At 31.7% G+C, this 18,217-nt stretch carries 20 protein-coding genes; 15 read left to right on the plus strand and 5 right to left on the minus strand.

The window, feature by feature from the left end:
- Window positions 1-4 precede the first annotated feature (4 nt).
- From map to gpmI, 3 genes are read right to left on the minus strand one after another with little or no spacing between them, the layout of a single operon-like run.
- Complete coding sequence (map, locus tag ACKTST_RS01740; RefSeq protein WP_408046072.1) at window positions 5-823, minus strand: type I methionyl aminopeptidase; 819 nt, start codon at window positions 821-823, stop codon at window positions 5-7.
- A 29-nt stretch (window positions 824-852) separates the two neighbouring features.
- On the minus strand, window positions 853-1,383 hold the full coding sequence (locus ACKTST_RS01745; RefSeq protein WP_408046073.1) for a thioredoxin family protein: 531 nt from the start codon (window positions 1,381-1,383) through the stop codon (window positions 853-855).
- A 10-nt stretch (window positions 1,384-1,393) separates the two neighbouring features.
- Complete coding sequence (gpmI, locus tag ACKTST_RS01750; RefSeq protein ID WP_408046074.1) at window positions 1,394-2,911, minus strand: 2,3-bisphosphoglycerate-independent phosphoglycerate mutase; 1,518 nt, start codon at window positions 2,909-2,911, stop codon at window positions 1,394-1,396.
- A 133-nt stretch (window positions 2,912-3,044) separates the two neighbouring features.
- On the opposite strand from gpmI, the gene ACKTST_RS01755 reads away from it, so the two are divergent.
- Complete coding sequence (locus ACKTST_RS01755) at window positions 3,045-3,548, plus strand: hypothetical protein (protein ID WP_408046075.1); 504 nt, start codon at window positions 3,045-3,047, stop codon at window positions 3,546-3,548.
- Window positions 3,549-3,918: 370 nt separating this feature from the next.
- Here the strand turns inward: ACKTST_RS01755 and ACKTST_RS01760 are convergent, their stop codons facing one another.
- On the minus strand, window positions 3,919-4,686 hold the full coding sequence (locus ACKTST_RS01760) for a M48 family metalloprotease (protein ID WP_408046076.1): 768 nt from the start codon (window positions 4,684-4,686) through the stop codon (window positions 3,919-3,921).
- Between the two features lie 116 nt (window positions 4,687-4,802).
- Between ACKTST_RS01760 and ACKTST_RS01765 the strand changes: the two genes are divergently transcribed.
- Together ACKTST_RS01765 and ACKTST_RS01770 are read left to right on the plus strand one after the other, a co-directional pair.
- Complete coding sequence (locus tag ACKTST_RS01765; protein ID WP_408046077.1) at window positions 4,803-6,557, plus strand: aromatic amino acid hydroxylase; 1,755 nt, start codon at window positions 4,803-4,805, stop codon at window positions 6,555-6,557.
- A gap of 34 nt (window positions 6,558-6,591) precedes the next feature.
- A complete protein-coding gene (locus tag ACKTST_RS01770; RefSeq protein ID WP_408046078.1) occupies window positions 6,592-6,876 on the plus strand; it encodes a rhodanese-like domain-containing protein in 285 nt (94 codons plus the stop codon).
- A 9-nt stretch (window positions 6,877-6,885) separates the two neighbouring features.
- Here ACKTST_RS01770 and ACKTST_RS01775 read toward each other — a convergent pair whose 3' ends face one another.
- Window positions 6,886-7,836, minus strand: coding sequence for a GSCFA domain-containing protein (locus tag ACKTST_RS01775; protein ID WP_408046079.1), 951 nt, complete (start codon window positions 7,834-7,836; stop codon window positions 6,886-6,888).
- 104 nt (window positions 7,837-7,940) lie between these two features.
- On the opposite strand from ACKTST_RS01775, the gene ACKTST_RS01780 reads away from it, so the two are divergent.
- The 12 genes from ACKTST_RS01780 to ACKTST_RS01835 all read left to right on the plus strand — a co-directional run bounded on the left by ACKTST_RS01780 (window position 7,941) and on the right by ACKTST_RS01835 (window position 18,216).
- The gene (locus ACKTST_RS01780) at window positions 7,941-8,843 is read left to right on the plus strand and encodes a MerR family transcriptional regulator (RefSeq protein WP_408046080.1); all 903 of its coding nucleotides are present in this window, start codon (window positions 7,941-7,943) and stop codon (window positions 8,841-8,843) included.
- 190 nt (window positions 8,844-9,033) lie between these two features.
- Window positions 9,034-10,422, plus strand: coding sequence for a fasciclin domain-containing protein (locus ACKTST_RS01785; RefSeq protein ID WP_408046081.1), 1,389 nt, complete (start codon window positions 9,034-9,036; stop codon window positions 10,420-10,422).
- A 75-nt stretch (window positions 10,423-10,497) separates the two neighbouring features.
- A complete protein-coding gene (locus tag ACKTST_RS01790; protein WP_408046082.1) occupies window positions 10,498-11,979 on the plus strand; it encodes a phytoene desaturase family protein in 1,482 nt (493 codons plus the stop codon).
- Window positions 11,963-12,805: a phytoene/squalene synthase family protein gene (locus ACKTST_RS01795; RefSeq protein WP_408046083.1), complete on the plus strand. Its 843-nt coding sequence runs from the start codon at window positions 11,963-11,965 to the stop codon at window positions 12,803-12,805. Before ACKTST_RS01790 ends, ACKTST_RS01795 begins: the two co-directional genes overlap by 17 nt.
- The gene (locus ACKTST_RS01800; RefSeq protein ID WP_408046084.1) at window positions 12,805-13,254 is read left to right on the plus strand and encodes a sterol desaturase family protein; all 450 of its coding nucleotides are present in this window, start codon (window positions 12,805-12,807) and stop codon (window positions 13,252-13,254) included. Before ACKTST_RS01795 ends, ACKTST_RS01800 begins: the two co-directional genes overlap by 1 nt.
- Window positions 13,251-13,949 carry a lycopene cyclase domain-containing protein gene (locus ACKTST_RS01805; RefSeq protein ID WP_408046085.1) on the plus strand — a complete coding sequence of 233 codons (699 nt, stop codon included), beginning with the start codon at window positions 13,251-13,253 and terminating at the stop codon, window positions 13,947-13,949. Before ACKTST_RS01800 ends, ACKTST_RS01805 begins: the two co-directional genes overlap by 4 nt.
- Window positions 13,939-14,412: a TspO/MBR family protein gene (locus ACKTST_RS01810; protein WP_408046086.1), complete on the plus strand. Its 474-nt coding sequence runs from the start codon at window positions 13,939-13,941 to the stop codon at window positions 14,410-14,412. Before ACKTST_RS01805 ends, ACKTST_RS01810 begins: the two co-directional genes overlap by 11 nt.
- A gap of 12 nt (window positions 14,413-14,424) precedes the next feature.
- Entirely contained in the window at window positions 14,425-15,039 is a 615-nt protein-coding gene (locus tag ACKTST_RS01815; protein WP_408046087.1) for a flavin reductase family protein, read from the plus strand.
- Window positions 15,040-16,458 carry an SDR family oxidoreductase gene (locus ACKTST_RS01820; protein WP_408046088.1) on the plus strand — a complete coding sequence of 473 codons (1,419 nt, stop codon included), beginning with the start codon at window positions 15,040-15,042 and terminating at the stop codon, window positions 16,456-16,458.
- 2 nt (window positions 16,459-16,460) lie between these two features.
- Window positions 16,461-17,138: an SDR family NAD(P)-dependent oxidoreductase gene (locus tag ACKTST_RS01825; protein ID WP_408046089.1), complete on the plus strand. Its 678-nt coding sequence runs from the start codon at window positions 16,461-16,463 to the stop codon at window positions 17,136-17,138.
- Window positions 17,139-17,149: 11 nt separating this feature from the next.
- The gene (locus ACKTST_RS01830) at window positions 17,150-17,671 is read left to right on the plus strand and encodes a CIA30 family protein (protein WP_408046090.1); all 522 of its coding nucleotides are present in this window, start codon (window positions 17,150-17,152) and stop codon (window positions 17,669-17,671) included.
- 2 nt (window positions 17,672-17,673) lie between these two features.
- The gene (locus ACKTST_RS01835; protein WP_408046091.1) at window positions 17,674-18,216 is read left to right on the plus strand and encodes a glutathione peroxidase; all 543 of its coding nucleotides are present in this window, start codon (window positions 17,674-17,676) and stop codon (window positions 18,214-18,216) included.
- Window position 18,217: the final 1 nt, after the last annotated feature.

The raw sequence follows: 18,217 nt of genomic DNA on the forward strand, positions 1-18,217 counted from the left end.
GAAATTATATTACTAAAGGTTGTTGTCTAAACTCATCTTCTTCATTACTTTCAATACCTAAAGCATTGTAAATGTATTTGAAAGTAGAAAGTAGTTCAGGTTTTCCATCTACAATAGCTACATCGTGTTCAAAGTGAGCAGATGGTTTGTTGTCTAAGGTAGTAATAGTCCATCCATCACTATGTTGACGAATTTTATGAGTTCCTAAGTTTGTCATTGGTTCTATGGCAACTACCATACCTTCAGCAAACTTTTTACCACGACCTCTTTTACCATAGTTAGGCATTTCAGGATCTTCGTGCATTTTGCGTCCTAATCCGTGTCCAACCAATTCGCGAACTACTCCGTAACCATGTTTTTCGGTGAAATTCTGAATCGCAAACCCAACATCTCCAACACGATTTCCAACTTTAAACTCACGAATACCAACGTATAAACTTTCTTTGGTAATGTCTAATAATTTTTGTGTTTCAGGAGCTATTTTACCTACAGCAAAAGTGTACGCATGGTCTCCGTAAAAATCATTTTTTATCGCGCCACAATCAATAGAAATAATATCACCTTCTTGTAAAGGTGTCTTGTTGGGGATTCCGTGTACCACTTGCGAGTTCGGACTCATACAAAGTGTGTTCGGGAAATCATACAATCCTAAAAATCCAGGGATAGCACCTTGCTCACGAATAAATTCTTCGGCAAGTTTATCAAGATATAATGTAGTAATACCAGGTTTTACTTCTTTAGCAAGCATACCTAAGGTTTTTGATACTACTAAAGCGCTTTCGCGCATTAATTCTATTTCTTCTCTGGTCTTTGGAATAATCATATTAAAAATATTGAGGCGCAAATTTACGGTTATTTTTCATATGGATGTTTGTAATCTTGTCCTGAAAGTATTTTTAAGAAATCTTCTTCAACTGTACTTCCTTCAATAGCATGCTCTACAAAACGTCCAATTTCTTTTCCGTCTTTATAAAAAATAAAGGTTGGAACTCTAAGAACATTAAATCCTTCTTCTAATCCGTTTGCCTTTTTTTTGCGATCAACAGTAACTAATTCAAGATTTTTATAGTTGAATTCTGCTTCGTCTAAAATTTTATAAAAATTAGGGATTTCTCGCTGACTATCTCCGCACCAAGTACCCATAAAACCTTTTATTTTTATATCTTTTAATAAAGGTTTTAATTGTTCAACGGTATTTTTATCGGTTTCGTAATACGAATAAAAATCGTTGAACCACTCACTTCCGTAAGGTTCTTTTTGAAAGTCTTTTTTAGTTGCTATACCAACTAAATTTCCATTTTCGTTTTTAGTCGCAAGGTTTTTTGGTGCAGAAGCACATGAAAAAAGTAAGGCGAATGCGAATAAGTACACTATTTTTTTCATAAAAAATAATTTAAATAAGTGAATGTTGTGTCATCTCTTTTGGTTGTGCTACTCCCATTAGTCGTAAAATAGTAGGAGCAATATCGCCTAAAATACCACTTTTTATTGATTTTAATTCGTTGTCGATTAAAATCATAGGTACAGGGTTTGTGGTATGAGCTGTATGTGGTGTTCCGTCTGGGTTAATCATGGTTTCACAATTACCATGGTCGGCGATTAAAATGGTGGTGTAATCGTTCTTTAATGCAGTTGTTACCACATTTTGTACACAATCGTCAACTGCTTCACATGCTTTAACTGCTGCTTCAAAAACTCCTGTATGTCCTACCATGTCACCATTAGCAAAGTTTAAACAGACAAAATCCACATCACCTTTTTGTAACTCAGGAACAATTGCATCGCGAATTTCGTAAGCGCTCATTTCTGGTTTTAAATCGTAGGTGGCTACTTTTGATGAAGGACATAACAAACGTTTTTCTCCTGTAAATTCTTCTTCTCTTCCACCAGAAAAAAAGAAAGTAACGTGCGGATACTTTTCTGTTTCAGCAATTCTAATTTGTGTTTTTCCAGCTGACTCTAACACTTCGCCTAAGGTGTTTTCAATATTTTTTCCGTCGTAAATAACATGAATGTTATTAAAAGTATCATCATAATTTGTCATGGTAACAAAATACAACGGTAGTTTGTTCATGTTAAACTCAGGAAAGTTTTGTTGACTTAATGCTTCGGTTAACTGACGTCCTCTATCGGTTCTAAAGTTGAAGAAAATAACAACATCGTCTTCTTTTATCGTAGTTTTTGGTTGCTTATTTTCATCAACCATAATGATAGGTTTGATGAATTCATCGGTTATATTTTCGTCATAACTTCGTTGAATGCTTGAAATAGCATTTGAAGAATTTAAACCTTTTCCATTCACTAAAGCTTCATAAGCTAATTGTACACGTTCCCAGCGATTGTCACGATCCATAGCATAATAACGACCGGTAATTGTTGCCAATTCACCAGTGGTTTGTTGCATGTGCTCTTGAATATCATTGATGAAATATTTTCCTGATTTTGGATCACAATCACGTCCGTCAGTAAACGCATGTAGATACACATTATCTAAGCCAAAATAGTTAGCTGAAGTTAGTAATCCTTTTAAATGGTCAATATGAGAATGGATTCCCCCGTTAGATACTAATCCTAAAAAATGAACGTTTTTATTGTTGTCTTTTGCGTATTGAAAAGCGTTGATTAATTCAGGTTCTTGGGCAAGACTTCCTTCTTTTACCGCTTTGTTTATTTTGGCTAAATTTTGATATACAATTCTACCTGCACCTAAATTCATGTGGCCAACTTCAGAATTTCCCATTTGCCCCTCAGGTAAACCAACATGTTCTCCATCTGTTCTTAGTTCAGCGTGTGGAAATTTATCGTATAAAGAATTAATAAATGGTGTTTTTGCGTTGTATATAGCCGATACTTTTGGATCTTGAGTAATTCCCCATCCATCCAAAATCATAAGTATTACTTTCTTGTTCATATTGCAAATTTACCTTTTTGAATTAAAAATTTGTGTTAAACCTAAAAATGATTTGAGTTAATGTTTGAATGAAAAGAGATAATACTGAAGTTGTTACTTGAGTAGTTTTGCAGTGTAACTTAAAAACAATATTATGAAAAAAATAGTTTTATTAGTATTTGCAATAACAAGTTTTACAGTAGCAAAAGCTCAGGTAGGTGAAGGAACAAATTGGTTAAAAATGGGAATTCACGGAGGACTTCCTGTAGGAGATATGTCGGATATTTCTTCTTTTGCTTTAGGAGTTGATTTAAAATATCAATTTTTAGATACAGATAGTTTTGCAATTGGGGTGTCAACAGGATATACTCATTACTTTGGTAAAGAGGAAGGGTTGTTTGAATTTGCAGATGTAGGAATTATTCCGTTAGCAGGACTGTTTCGATTTTATCCTACTGAGAATTTTTTCTTAGGAACCGATTTAGGATATGGTTTCTTTACAGAAGGTGGAGAAGGAGGTTTTTATTACCGACCAGAAATTGGATATCATGATGATGAATGGAATATTTACGGGTATTATCAAGGAGTTTCTTCTGATGGAATTCAGCCTGCATCTGTAGGTTTAGGAATTAACTTTAATATCATTCAAGGTAAATAAAATATTAAAAGAGAGTTTTAAGCTCTCTTTTTTGTTATAACGAACTTATTAAGAAAAATAATATTATAAAAAGAATAAACAAGACAGCTATGTTTTTTATGAGTTCTCTTTGATTTCTTCTTTTTGTTTTATGACGAATTTCTTCTAATTCCTCTTTACTTGTAGACTTTTCAAAATACAATTTATCACTGTTTTCTTTTTGAAATCGCTCCAATTTTTCAAAAGCACTAACTCTTTTTCTTTTATTGTTTTTTTAACTGGTAATCATTGCAGATACCGCTCCTCCAAAACTCATAGCTATACTTTTTATTTTATTAGTAGAGAGTTGTTGTTTAATGTTACAAAAAAAAGACTGTGAAAACAGTCTCTTTTATTTTTTATACTTGCGAATCGCTTCTTTAATTTTTTCAATTCTGTTTTCAGGGTCGGGATGCGTGCTTTGAAACTCAGGAACTCTATTAGGACCCGCTGCAGCTTTTAAAATTTCCATAACGCCAATTAGATGCTCTGGATTATAGCCTGCATCAACCATTAGTTTTACACCTAATTCATCACTTTCTAATTCATCACCACGACCATTTTTTAATAAAGTTTGTTGACCGATACTGTTTGCTAGCTCACCTAAATCGGCACCTACAGAAGCTCCCATAGTCAAAAGTTTCCAGAAATTTGCATCTGTAATTCTTTCGTTAGAGTGTTTTCCTAATACATGTCCTATTTCGTGACCTAAAACTCCAGCTAATTGATCTTCATTTTTCAATTGAGAAAATAAAGCATGGGTGATAAAAACTTGCCCGCCAGGTAGAGCAAAAGCGTTGATTGCTCTTTCGTCTCTTAATAAATGAAAGTCAAACTTATATCCAGACTGTTTTGCAACTGTATTATTTACTAATCTCGCTCCAACTTTATCTACTAAAGCTTGTGCATTTTCATTAGGGTATAACCCACCGTGTTGCTGTGCCATAGCTGGAGCTTGTTGCAAACCTATAGCAATTTCTTGCTGTGGAGATAAACTGATAGATTGTGTTTTGCCTGTGTAAGGATTTACTTCTTGTTGACTGCATTTGCGTAAATAAGCAAAAGCAACAATTGCTACACCTATTAATAAACGAGTTTTTAAACCACCTCTTGTTCTCATTTTTTGTGTTTAAATTATGTTTAAACGTAAATATACATAATATCTGTAATTTAACGGATATCAATTTTTTGTGAAGCATAAAAAACTTAAATTTACCCAGCAAAACAAACAATAGTATGGAATCTCATTTTGAGTTGAATGAAGTTACAAGCAAGTTGCCTAAGCACTTGCATAAATTTGTTGTAAAACAACCTTATGACGAGTATACCGCACAAAACCAAGCAGTATGGCGTTATGTAATGCGAATGAATGTAGATTATTTAGGAAGGGTTGCACACAATTCATATTTAGATGGATTGAAGAAAACAGGGATTTCTGTTGAGAGCATTCCGCATATGGAAGGAATGAATCGTATTTTAAAAGAAATAGGTTGGGCGGCAGTTTCGGTTGATGGATTTATTCCGCCTAATGCTTTTATGGAATTTCAAGCCTATAACGTATTGGTAATTGCATCAGATATACGAACTATTGATCATATTGAGTACACACCAGCACCTGATATTATTCATGAAGCTGCAGGTCATGCACCTATCATTGCAAATCCTGAATACGCAGAATATTTACGTCGTTTTGGTGAAATTGGGGCAAAAGCTATTTCTTCAGCCAAAGATTATGAAATGTATGAGGCTATCCGTTTACTGTCTATTTTAAAAGAAGATCCAAATTCTACTCAAAAAGAAATTGACGAAGCGCAAGAAAAAGTTGAATGGTTGCAGGATAATATGGGAGAGCTTTCTGAAATGGCTCAGATTCGAAATTTACACTGGTGGACGGTTGAGTATGGATTAATTGGTTCACTTGAAAATCCTAAAATTTACGGAGCGGGCTTATTATCATCGATAGGAGAGAGTAAATGGTGTATGAAAGAGGAGGTGAAAAAAGTTCTGTATTCAATAGAAGCTGCAAATGTAAGTTTTGATATTACAAAACCGCAACCTCAGTTGTTTGTTACACCAGATTTTGCGCATTTAAGTTTAGTGTTAGAGCAATTTGCCAATAAAATGGCAATAAGAACCGGAGGATTAAAAGGAGTAGAGAAGTTAATTGACTCGAAAAACCTTGGAACTATTGAGTTAAGTACAGGAATTCAAGTTTCAGGAGTTTTTACGAATGTGATTACCGATGAAAATAACAAGCCTATTTATGTTCAAACTACAGGTCCTACAGCGTTAGCCAATAGAGATAAAGAATTAATAGGTCACGGAACGAATTATCACGCCGAAGGTTTTGGAAGTCCGATAGGGAAGTTAAAAGGAATTAATATTCCGATAGAAAATATGAGTCCGCGTGATTTAAAAGCCTATGGAATTTATGAAGGAGAACAAGTTGTATTAGAGTTTGAAGGAGGGGTTAAAGTTGAAGGCGAAGTAATTACGGGTACTAGAGATTTAAGAGGTAGGATATTATTAATTTCCTTTAAAAATTGTACTGTAACTCACGGTGATGCTTTATTGTTTCATCCAGATTGGGGTGTGTATGATATGGCAGTAGGGGTTGATGTAGTTTCTGCTTTTGCGGGACCTGCTGATGTAAATTCTTTTGGTGATATAGGTAAGGTTTCCGAAACCAAAACGCATAAAATTCACTATTCAGAGTCAGATAAAAAATTGTATTCTTTATATAGTGAAGTTAGAAATATTAGAGAAACTGGTGAAGTTTCTGAAAAAAGAATTCAAGAGATTTTTGAAACATTACAATCAAGTTATAAGAACGATTGGTTATTGTCTTTAGAGTTGCTTGAATTGGCAATTGAAAACGATTTATCAATAAAAGAAAACATAAAATCTTATTTAGAAAAACTTAAAAGTAACAAGTGTTACAGTTCGTTAATAGAAAACGGCTTACATTTGTTGCCAGAACATTCGATATAAAATGGGATTATTTAATTTATTTAGAAGAAAAAACATGAATAACGAAATTCAAGAATATTTAGCTAAAGACGCAGTAGTATTAGATGTAAGAACTTTAGAAGAATGGAATGAAGGACATAGCGATGGAGCAAAACACATAGTTTTAGCAACAATTCCTTTTAATGTAGATGAAATTAAATCGTGGGATAAACCAGTAATTGCTGTATGCAGAAGTGGAGGTAGAAGTGGACAAGCAACACAGTTTTTACAAAACCATGGGGTTGATGTTATCAATGGAGGTCCTTGGCAAAATGTAGATCAATATTTAGTTAAGAAGTAATTCGAGAAACTAAAAACTCATAAAAGGAAATGCTTTAATTAGTGTTTCCTTTTTTTGTTGCAGTTTTTTTAGAAATAATTGATGTGCTTCTGAATTAGGGTTAAATGGTTTGTGAGCCAACCCTTTTTGAATGGTTTCTACTTCTTCCATCGTTTTTAAAGTGTCTTCAGAAAACCAAACTTCTCTAAATTTTTTCCAGATATAATCAATAGCAGTTTTGTTAGGATGAATCATGTCTTCTGAGTAAAACCTATAGTCACGAAGCTCGTCCATCATAATTTCATAAGAAGGAAAGTAATGAGTGTTTTTTCTAGGTTCAACTACTTGATGAATAGCTGCAAGTAAATGCGCTTTGCTTTGTTGATTTTCAATAAAACCATCTTTTAAATGACGAACGGGAGAAACAGTATGAATAATAGTAATTGTCGGGTTAATTGATTTTACTAATGTATTAATACCTTCAAGACTTTCAGAAATTTCATCAATGCTTAATAATTCTTTTAAGAATTTTTTCTGCGGAATTTTATGACAGTTAGCAACTAAAGCATCGGAAGCTATTTCGCGATATACCCAAGAAGTTCCCAAGGTGATAATTAAATGTGTAGCGTTTTTTAGTTGTTTAAATGTTGATGTAATACTATTGTTTAAGTTGTTTAGTAGTGTTTCTTTTGATGGAGAACTTAATTGAGAATGTGCTTCAAAACTATGCCAGCGTTCATTGTGAAAAAAAACATCAGTATCGCTGTATTCTTTTTTATTGATGCTATTGGTGATTAAAAGCTCAATAGCTTTAGGATGAAACAGTATGCCAAATGGGTTTTGTATCGATTGAAATTTGTAGTACGATAATTTTTGACCAATATTTTCTGAAAAGCATGAGCCTAACAACAATAGTTCAGAGTTGTAGGTAATCTGATTGTGTTTTTGCTTGCTTAGAGGTATTTGTGTTTGAAAAATCATTAAAAAAGTAGGTAATCTGTCTATTCAAAAATAAGTTAAAAAGATTGATTTTTTAGTGGTTTTGTATAACTGCTTTAAAACCTGTACATTTGTTTAATTAAAATATGGTTACATTGAACAATATTAAGAAAAACTTCACGATTAAAGATTTAGAAAATATTTCTGGTATCAAAGCTCATACAATCCGTATTTGGGAAAAAAGGTATAATTTATTACAACCAGAAAGAACGGATACAAATATCAGATATTATTCGTCTGAAAATCTACAAAAACTATTAAATGTAGCGCTATTAAATAAGAATAATTTTAAGATTTCTAAAATAGCTGATATGTCTGATAGTAACATTGTTCTAAAGGCAAGAGAGCTTGCTTTTAAGCTAGCGGTTAATGATGAAGCAATTAATTCGTTTAAGCTAGCAATGTTTCAGTTCGATAAAGTGTTGTTTAATAATACTTATAATACATTACTTCATAAAAAAACCTTTAGAGAAATTTTTAAAGAAGTATTTGTTCCTTTTTTAGAGCATATAGGTTTGTTATGGCAAACAGATACGCTTTTACCAGCTCACGAGCATTTTATTTCCAATTTAATAGCCCAGAAAATCCAAATAAATATAGAAAAGTTAGAGTATGCTGCTACCGATTCAGATGTAACATATGTGTTGTTTTTACCTGAAAATGAAATACATGAACTTGGATTAATGTATTTGAATTACGAACTCGTTTTAAGAGGGTATACTACTATATATTTGGGGCAAAGTTTACCATTGAATAACTTAAATTATTTTTTTGAGAGTGATAGTAAAGTGTGTTTTGTAACTTCTTTAACCGTACAGCCTTATGATGATAAAATTGCAGATTATTTCAACGAAATAAACGAAAATTTAAAAGGTTCTCGTCATCAATTAATTGCTGTTGGTAGAAAAACTGCATTAATAGAAGGAGAAAAGTTTGATGCAGACATATCGATTTATCCTTCAATAATAGAATTATTAAGTAAAATATAATTTTGTTTAACTATTTTTTTGTTTAATTAAACAAAAACTTATATATTTGAACATGTTTTGAAAAATCAAAGCATATTTTTTTAACTAAATCCATTTTGTTTAATGTTTTTTAAAAAAAAATAAACAAGTCTGAGGAGGCCGAAAAACAGACTTAAAAAAAATAGAGTAGGATAATTTAAATAGTATAGTTATGATAGCTAAAAAAAGTATTTTTAAGTTACCCCTTGTTTTATTGTTAGTAGTTAGCTTTAGTGTGTTTACATCTTGTTTAGATGATGGTGAAGTAGTTGCTCCAAAAGGTATAGTTGATAAAGTAGATGAAAAGCCAGAATTAAGTATTTTAGTACAAGCTCTTATCAAAGCAGATTTAGTAGTTGATTTAAAAACAGGAGGGCCCTTTACTGTTTTTGCTCCTAATAATGAGGCTTTTCAAAAGTTGTTAGATTCAAAAGCAGCATGGAATTCTTTAGATGATATACCAGAAGATGTTTTAAAAAGTGTTCTGTTGTATCATGTTGTTTCAGGTAGAAATCAGGCTTCTGACTTGTCAGATAATCAAAATATTGCTACTCTAAACGGAGCTTCTATTACAGTAGATTTATCTAGTGGTGTTATGATTGAAACTGAATCTGATCAATCAGTATCGGTATTAGAGGCTGATATAAAAGCAGCAAACGGTATTATTCATGTGGTTGATGAAGTTTTCTTGCCAACTGAATTGCCAATGGATATTACAGATTTAGCAATAGCTAATGAAGATTTAAGTATTCTAGTACAAGCTTTACAAAAAGCAGACTTGGTTTCTGCTCTTCAAGCAGATGGTAACTTCACAGTATTTGCACCAACTAATAAAGCATTTCAAAACTTATTAGATAGTAATGACGATTGGAGTTCGTTAGATGATATTCCAGTAGAAACCCTTAAGAGCGTTTTGTTATTTCATGTTTTAAGTTCTAAAGTTGAATCAAAAGATTTATCTGATACATATGTGAAAACTCTAGCTACGGGACCTAATGACGAAATGTTATCGTTACAAGTTGAAACAACTGGCGGTGTAGAGTTTAATGGAGATTCAAAACCGGTAATGGTCGATAAAATGGCATCAAATGGAGTTGTACATGTAATTGATAAAGTGATGTTACCGCCAAATGTTGTAACCTTAGCCCTAAATAATAGCGGTTTTACTACTCTAGTAGCTGCATTAACAGATAGTAGACATACGGTTGATTTTGTGTCATTGTTAAAAATGGATGGGCCTTATACAATCTTTGTGCCAACAAACGATGCATTTCAAGCTTTGTTAGATGGTAATACGTCTTGGAATTCTTTAGCAGATATTCCGATAGCTACTTTAGAGGCTGTTTTAAAATATCATGTATTTGCAAATGGTAATGTTCAATCAGATGAATTGACGGATAATCAAGAAATTATAATGTTTGACGGAAACAAAGTAATTGTTGATTTATCAAACGGCGCAAAACTTGAAACAACTTCATCGCAATCAGTAGTCATTTCATTAACTGATGTTCAAGGTACAAACGGAGTTATACATGTTGTAAATAGTGTGCTATTACCATAATAATTTTATAAATAATTGATTGTAAGTGAGTTTTATTTCTTTCTTACAATCAATTAAACTATATTTAAGAAGAAATTGAAAAAACAAATTCACATAATAGGCTCGGGTTTTTCCTCTTTAGCGGCTTCTTGTTATTTGGCTAAGGCTGGATATGAAGTACAAGTTTTTGAAAAAAATGCTACAATTGGTGGTAGATCAAGGCAATTATTAAGAGATGGTTTTACTTTTGATATCGGCCCAACATGGTATTGGATGCCCGATGTTTTTGAAAAATTCTTTGCAGATTTTGATAAAACTCCAGCTGATTATTATGACTTAGAAAGGTTAGATCCTGCATACGAAGTGTATTTTGACAAAAAGGATTCTATTATAATTCCTGGAAATCTTGATGCGATATATGAGATTTTTGAAAAAGAAGAAAAAGGAAGTTCAAAACATTTAAAATCTTTTTTAGAATCAGCAAAGTATAATTACGATGTGTCTATAAATGATTTGGTGTATAAACCTGGCGTTTCTCCGTTAGAGCTTGTTACGCCAGTTACTATTGGGAAAATTACCCAATTCTTTTCTACGATTAGAAATGAAGTTCGTAAGAAAATTAAAAGCAAGAAATTAATACAAATATTAGAGTTCCCTGTCTTGTTTTTAGGAGCGAAACCAAGTAATACTCCTGCATTTTACAATTTTATGAATTATGCTGATTTTGGCTTAGGAACTTGGCATCCCAAAGGAGGAATGTATAAAGTTATTGAGGCAATGGTTTCTTTAGCGACAAGCTTAGGTGTTCAGTTTAAAACGAATGCCAATGTTGAAGAAATTGTAGTTGATAATAAGGGTAAAGCAACGGGGATTGTAGTAGATGGAGATTTTATTTCTTCTGAAATAGTGTTGAGTGGAGCAGATTATCATCATACTGAAACCTTACTTCCTACTAAATATAGACAGTATTCAGAAAAATATTGGTCAAAGAAAACGTTTGCGCCTTCATCGTTGTTGTTTTATGTTGGTTTTGATAAGAAATTAAAAAATGTATGTCATCACACATTATTCTTTGATACAGATTTTGACGTACACGCAAAAACGATTTATGATACTCCTAGTTGGCCTAATGAACCGTTGTTTTATGCAAGTTTTCCTTCAATAACTGATGATTCTTTTGCACCTAACGGAAAAGAAGCAGCTACTTTTTTAATTCCGTTGGCACCAGGTATTGAAGACACGCCAAGAATTAGAGAATACTATTTTAATTTAATAATTAAAAGATTAGAAGAGCTAACAAATCAATCGGTTAAAGAGAGTATTTTATTTAAAGAAAGTTTTTGTGTTAATGATTTTATTAAAGACTATAATTCATACAAAGGCAACGCATATGGGTTAGCAAATATTTTAACACAAACCGCTTTTTTAAGACCAAAAATAAAAAGTAAAAAAGTAGAAAATTTATTTTTCACAGGACAATTAACGGTTCCAGGACCGGGTGTGCCACCGTCATTAATATCGGGTAAAATCGCTTCAGACCAAATTTTAAAAAACCACAAAAATGAAACAGTTATTTGATGAGGTTTCCTATGCTTGTAGTAAACTAGTAACTCAAAAGTACAGTACTTCTTTTTCCTTAGCAACGAAAATGTTATCACCAAAAATCAGAACAGATATTTATAATATTTATGGATTTGTTCGTTTTGCTGATGAAATTGTAGACTCATTTCATGATTTCGATAAAGAATATTTGTTGCAAAAATTTGAAGAATCATATTACGAAGCTGCAAAAGGAGGGATAAGTTTAAATCCGATTCTAAATTCGTTTGCTCATACAGTTAGTAAGTACGATATTTCTGATGATTTGGTACAAGCTTTTTTAAAAAGTATGAAAGCTGATTTACATAAAACAGTATATCAAACACAAGAAGAGTACAACGAATATATTTATGGGTCTGCAGATGTTGTTGGGCTGATGTGTTTAAAGGTTTTTGTAAACGGGAACAAAGAAAAGTATGAGGAATTAAAAGATGCGGCAATGCGTTTAGGATCGGCTTTTCAAAAAGTAAATTTTCTTCGTGATTTAAAAGATGATTTTGAGGTATTAAATCGCTCATATTTTCCTAATGTAAATTTAAAAGAGCTAGACGCAGTTTCAAAAGAAGCAATCATTAAAGAGATTGAAGCTGATTTTGAGTACGCTTTTCAAAACGGAATTTTAAAATTACCTACCGAAGCAAAATTTGGTGTTTTTATGGCATACAGATACTATAAAAAGTTACTTAAAAAACTTAAAAACACACCTTCTTCAAAAATTATTAATGCTAGAATTAGAATATCTAACCCTATGAAAATTAATTTGTTAGCGAGAAGTTATGTAAAGTATAAACTAAATCTGATTTAATGTTATTTGCGCTAGTTACTATTCTCACATTTTTAACCATGGAAGGGGTTACTTGGTGTACTCACAAGTATGTGATGCACGGTTTTGGATGGTATTTGCATGAAGATCATCATCAACCAGGGTATCCTCATGTATTTGAAAAAAACGATGCTTTTTTTGTCGTTTTTGCGATACCTAGTATGTTGCTTTTTTTCTTCGGAATAAGACCAGAACTTAATTTTTTGTTCTTTATTGGATTAGGAATTTTATGTTACGGAATTGCATATTTTTTAATCCACGATGTGTTAATTCATAGACGATTTAAATGGTTTGATAATACCAATAATTGGTATTTTAAAGGGTTACGAAAGGCACATAAAATTCATCACAAACACTTAGGAAAAGAACATGGTGAGTGTTTTGGTATGTTGTTCGTTCCGTTTAAATACTTTAAAGCCTATAAAAAGTGAGTCAATACTTATATTTGATATTAAACTTAGGTAGTTTAAGTATTCCGCTATTGTATAGTGTTTTTGAAAAGAAATTTCACTTTATTCAATACTTTAAAATAGCTTTTATTAGTATTGTTTCAGTTGCAATTCCTTTTTTAATTTGGGACGCAATATATACAGCAAAAGGTGTTTGGGGATTTAATCCAGATTACTATTTAGGGTTAAAAATATTCAAAATGCCTATAGAAGAATGGTTGTTTTTTTTCTGTATTCCCTATGCTTGTTTGTTTACACACGAAGTGTTAAAATATTTATTTCCAAAATTTAAATTATCAAAATCAGCAACAGTAATTGTTAGTTTTTTAGTGATGCTACTAATTACTGTATTGCTAATTTTCAACTTCGGAAAATGGTACACTACCGTAAATTTTATCGTTTTTTTACTGTTGCTAGCTTACGCAGTAAAATACCATTTAAATACCTTACAAGAGTATTATCCTAGTTTTTTGGTAATCTTAATTCCGTTTTTAATTGTCAACGGAATTTTAACAGGAAGTTTAATCGAAAACCCAGTGGTTTGGTATAATAATGCTGAAAATTTAGGGTTTAGGATTTTCACCATCCCTTTTGAAGATATTTTTTATGCTTTTACCATGCTCTTTTCTGTTCAGTTGATATTCAATTATTTAAAACAAAAAAGTTTTGGAAAATAATAAATACATACGGTTTTTAATCTTTCTAGTTGCCAACTTTTTAGCGCTAGGTATCGGAACTTGGTTAATGAATGATGGTCCACGAACTGAATGGTACTTGTCTTTACAAAAAGCTCCCTGGACACCCGAGGGGTGGGTTTTTGGTGTTGCTTGGACAAGTATTATGCTGTTCTTTTCTTTTTATATGACTAAACTGAGTTTTCAGTATGAATTTTTAAACAAGAAATTGCTTAGTGCTTACCTAATTCAATGGTTTTTAAATGTTAGTTGGAATTATATATTCTTCAGTCAACATTTAACTAAATTAGGATTGGTAGTTATCATTGCACTTTGGCTACTCATAGGTTATTTTACATTTAATTATTATAAAAAAATGCAATGGTACACTTTATTAATACTTCCGTATTTAATATGGATGACTATTGCAACGAGTTTAAACGCTTATATAGTAGTGAGCAATTAAATAAAACAAAAAATGCACCATCTTACACATCAACAAATAGATGAAATGGAACATCTATATAAAATTAATTTGATGAATAGTATTTCAGGTTATAAATCTGCAAATCTTATAGGAACCAAGTCGAAAGAAGGAATTTCAAATGTAGCAGTATTTAGCTCGGTAGTGCATTATGGTTCTAGTCCTGCAATTTTAGGATTTGTGGTTCGTCCAACAACAGTAATAAGAAATACTTACGATAATATAAAAAATACAAACTATTATACAATTAATGCTATAAGTGAAGAAATGATTGATGACGCTCATCATACTTCAGCTAAGTATTCAGTAGAAATTTCAGAATTTGATAAAACCAATTTGTCTGAAGAATATAAAAACGGTATGCATTCGCCCTATGTCAAAGAATCTCCTTTACAAATAGGAATGAAGTTTTTAGAAGAGTATCATATAAAAGCAAATGATACCATTTTAGTGTTAGGGGAAGTTGTAGACCTGTATTTTGAAGATTCTATGTTATCTGAGGACGGATTATTAAATCTCTCAAAAGAAAAAGTTGCTGCTATTAATGGTTTAGACACTTATATGGTGGCTGATAATTTTAAGAGGTTATCCTATCAAAGACCTAAATAAATGAAAATATTAGTAACTGGTACAACAGGATATATTGGTAAGCGATTAATTGTAAGATTGCTTGAGTCTAAACACCAACTAGTTTGTTGTGTTCGTGATTTAGATAGAATTCCTGATGAGTTTGAAGAAAATCCAAATGTTACTTTTATAAAAATTGATTTTTTAAAACCTACTAATATTAGTTTACCAAAAGATATTGAGGCTGCTTATTACCTAATTCATTCTATGGCAGGTTCGTCAAATAATTTTGATGATTTAGAGCTTGCTTGTGCAAAGAACTTTAAAGAATTAACAGAATCAACTCGTTGTAAACAAGTAATTTATTTAAGTGGTATTGTGAATGATAATTCGTTGTCAAAACATTTAAAATCGAGGTTAGAAGTAGAAAAAATGTTGCAGTCAAATAAGTATGCAACAACTACGTTTAGAGCAGGAATAATTGTAGGAAGCGGTAGTGCTTCTTTTGAAATTATAAGAGATTTAGTTGAAAAACTACCAGTGATGATAACACCTAGGTGGTTAAAAACAAGAACACAACCTATTGCAGTAAGAGATGTCTTATCTTTTTTAGAAAACACATTAAATGTAAAAGAAACCTATAACAAGTCTTTTGATGTTTGTGGACCAGAAATAGTAACTTACAAAGAAATGTTATTACAATTTGCTTCGGTTAGAGGGTTTAAAAGGTATATAATTATATTGCCCTTTTTAACACCACGATTATCTTCTTATTGGTTGTATTTTGTTACTTCCATATCTTTTAGTTTAGCAAAAGCCTTGGTTGATAGTATGAAGGTAGAGGTAATCGCAAAACCAAGTAATATTAATAGGTTACTTAATGTAGAACCAATAGTCTATAAAGAAGCAGTAGCATTAGCATTTCAAAAAATAGAGCAAAATGCAGTTCTTTCTAGTTGGAAAGATGCAATTAGTAGCGGTGTTTTTAATGATCAATTAGCAAAACATATACAAATACCAAATTACGGATGTTTTAAAGATATACGAACGCAAAAAATATTTAATGAAGAAAAAACGCTTCACAAAATATGGAGTATCGGAGGAAAAACAGGTTGGTATAAATTCAATACTTTATGGAAAATTAGAGGGTATTTAGATAAAGTTTTTGGCGGTGTTGGTTTACGAAGAGGAAGAAGGCATCCTACAGAATTAGAAGCGGGAGATCCAATTGATTTTTGGCGTGTTTTGTTAGCTGATAAAAAGAATAAACGCCTATTGCTTTTTGCCGAAATGAAGTTGCCAGGTGAAGCTTGGTTAGAATTTAAGATTGAAAAAAATAAATTATATCAAAGAGCAGTTTTTAGACCTAAAGGAATTTTAGGAAGAATGTATTGGTATGCTGTTTTACCTTTTCACGCATTTGTATTTAAAGGAATGATTAATAATTTAATAAAAGTGTAATTATGAAAACAATAGTTGTAGTTGGTGGTAGTAGTGGTATAGGTAAAGCTATTGTTACGTCTTTAAAAGACACTCATCACATAATTAATATTAGTAGAACAGCACCTGAAAATCATACCAATATCAAACATTATTCGGTAGATATAACTTCAGATGATTTACCGATACTCGAAAATATTGATGGTTTGGTGTACTGCCCTGGTAGTATCAATTTAAAGTCTTTTACACGATTAAAAATAGAAGATTTTCAAAACGATTTTAATATCAATGTTTTAGGAGCCATTAAAGTGCTAAAAGCATACGAAGCTAATTTGGCAAAAAACAATGGAAGTGTTGTTATGTTTAGTACGGTTGCATCTTTTTTAGGAATGCCTTTTCATGCTAGTGTCGCAACAAGTAAATCTGCCATAGAAGGACTTACCAAGTCTTTGGCAGCAGAATATGCTACTAAGATTAGATTTAATGCTATTGCACCAACAGTTACAAATACTCCTTTAGCAGCCCGTTTGTTACGAAACGAAAAGCAACAAGAAAGTATGCAAAATAGGCATCCGTTAAACAAGTATTTAGAAGCTACCGAAGTGGCAAGTTTAGCTTGTTATCTTTTATCTGAAAATGCATCAGGTATTACAGGGCAAATTATTCCTATTGATGCCGGAATTGTGAGTGTTAAAGTCTAAAGCAAAAAATTATGAAATGGGTTACAGTACTAATATTATGTTTTTTTATGAGTGATGAAATTGTGATTTTTAATAAGGATAGTACTTTGGAATGGCGTGTTATAAACGATACTGTAATGGGAGGAGAGTCAAGCTCATCGGTAATTCTTAACGAAGAAAAACATCTTCTTTTTACAGGGCAGGTAAGTACCGAGAATAATGGAGGTTTTGCAATGGTTAGAACAATGACCAATGTGAAATTAAATGAATCAAATAAAAGGATAGTTCTAAAATTAAAAGGCGACGGAAAACAGTATCAACTAAGATTAAAATCTAGTGAAAATCAAAGGTATTGGTACGTGCATAATTTTAAAACTAATACAAAAGAAGAGGAAATAATATTACAATTAGCTGATTTTTATCCATCTTATAGAGGGCGTAAATTAAATAAAAAGAATTTCTCTGATTTTAAAATTAAAGAAATGGCAATTTTAATCGGGAATAAAAAGAATGAAAAATTTTCTTTAGAGATAGAAAGTATAACAATAAGATAAAAATGAAAACATTAAAAACAATACTATTTATGACATTATTCAGTTTTTCAGGAAATGCTCAGGTAGTATCTCCAAACGAGTCATTGTATGATATGGAAATAAAAGATATTAATGGAGAGAAGTTAGATCTTCAACAATTCAAAGGAAAAAAACTGCTTTTTGTAAATGTTGCTTCAAAATGCGGATTTACAAATCAGTATGAAGGATTACAAGAGTTGTACGCTGCATACAAAGATAAACTCGTGGTTCTTGGTTTACCGTGTAATCAATTTGGTGGTCAAGAACCAGGAACAACTTCTGAAATAAAATCTTTTTGTAGTCTTACTTATGGAGTAAATTTTCCTATGACCGAAAAGATTGAAGTTAAAGGAGAAAACCAACATCCAATTTACCAGTGGTTAACACAAAAAGAGAAAAATGGAAAGATGAATTCTTCTGTAAAATGGAATTTTCAAAAATATTTGGTAGATGAAGAAGGTAGGTTGATAGATGTTTTTTATTCTGTAACAAAACCTATGAGTAAAAAAATAACCAAATTGATTTAAA

It is taken from the genome of Tenacibaculum crassostreae, assembly GCF_964512405.1.
Lineage (GTDB): Bacteria > Bacteroidota > Bacteroidia > Flavobacteriales > Flavobacteriaceae > Polaribacter > Polaribacter crassostreae.

Excerpts from the sequence above, each read along its gene's own strand:
- map (WP_408046072.1), bottom strand. The coding sequence starts at position 823 with ATGATTATTCCAAAGACCAGAGAAGAAATAGAATTAATGCGCGAAAGC.
- ACKTST_RS01745 (WP_408046073.1), bottom strand. The coding sequence starts at position 1,383 with ATGAAAAAAATAGTGTACTTATTCGCATTCGCCTTACTTTTTTCATGT.
- gpmI (WP_408046074.1), bottom strand. The coding sequence starts at position 2,911 with ATGAACAAGAAAGTAATACTTATGATTTTGGATGGATGGGGAATTACT.
- ACKTST_RS01755 (WP_408046075.1), top strand. The coding sequence starts at position 3,045 with ATGAAAAAAATAGTTTTATTAGTATTTGCAATAACAAGTTTTACAGTA.
- ACKTST_RS01760 (WP_408046076.1), bottom strand. The coding sequence starts at position 4,686 with ATGAGAACAAGAGGTGGTTTAAAAACTCGTTTATTAATAGGTGTAGCA.
- ACKTST_RS01765 (WP_408046077.1), top strand. The coding sequence starts at position 4,803 with ATGGAATCTCATTTTGAGTTGAATGAAGTTACAAGCAAGTTGCCTAAG.
- ACKTST_RS01770 (WP_408046078.1), top strand. The coding sequence starts at position 6,592 with ATGAATAACGAAATTCAAGAATATTTAGCTAAAGACGCAGTAGTATTA.
- ACKTST_RS01775 (WP_408046079.1), bottom strand. The coding sequence starts at position 7,836 with ATGATTTTTCAAACACAAATACCTCTAAGCAAGCAAAAACACAATCAG.
- ACKTST_RS01780 (WP_408046080.1), top strand. The coding sequence starts at position 7,941 with ATGGTTACATTGAACAATATTAAGAAAAACTTCACGATTAAAGATTTA.
- ACKTST_RS01785 (WP_408046081.1), top strand. The coding sequence starts at position 9,034 with ATGATAGCTAAAAAAAGTATTTTTAAGTTACCCCTTGTTTTATTGTTA.
- ACKTST_RS01795 (WP_408046083.1), top strand. The coding sequence starts at position 11,963 with ATGAAACAGTTATTTGATGAGGTTTCCTATGCTTGTAGTAAACTAGTA.
- ACKTST_RS01800 (WP_408046084.1), top strand. The coding sequence starts at position 12,805 with ATGTTATTTGCGCTAGTTACTATTCTCACATTTTTAACCATGGAAGGG.
- ACKTST_RS01815 (WP_408046087.1), top strand. The coding sequence starts at position 14,425 with ATGCACCATCTTACACATCAACAAATAGATGAAATGGAACATCTATAT.
- ACKTST_RS01820 (WP_408046088.1), top strand. The coding sequence starts at position 15,040 with ATGAAAATATTAGTAACTGGTACAACAGGATATATTGGTAAGCGATTA.
- ACKTST_RS01825 (WP_408046089.1), top strand. The coding sequence starts at position 16,461 with ATGAAAACAATAGTTGTAGTTGGTGGTAGTAGTGGTATAGGTAAAGCT.
- ACKTST_RS01830 (WP_408046090.1), top strand. The coding sequence starts at position 17,150 with ATGAAATGGGTTACAGTACTAATATTATGTTTTTTTATGAGTGATGAA.
- ACKTST_RS01835 (WP_408046091.1), top strand. The coding sequence starts at position 17,674 with ATGAAAACATTAAAAACAATACTATTTATGACATTATTCAGTTTTTCA.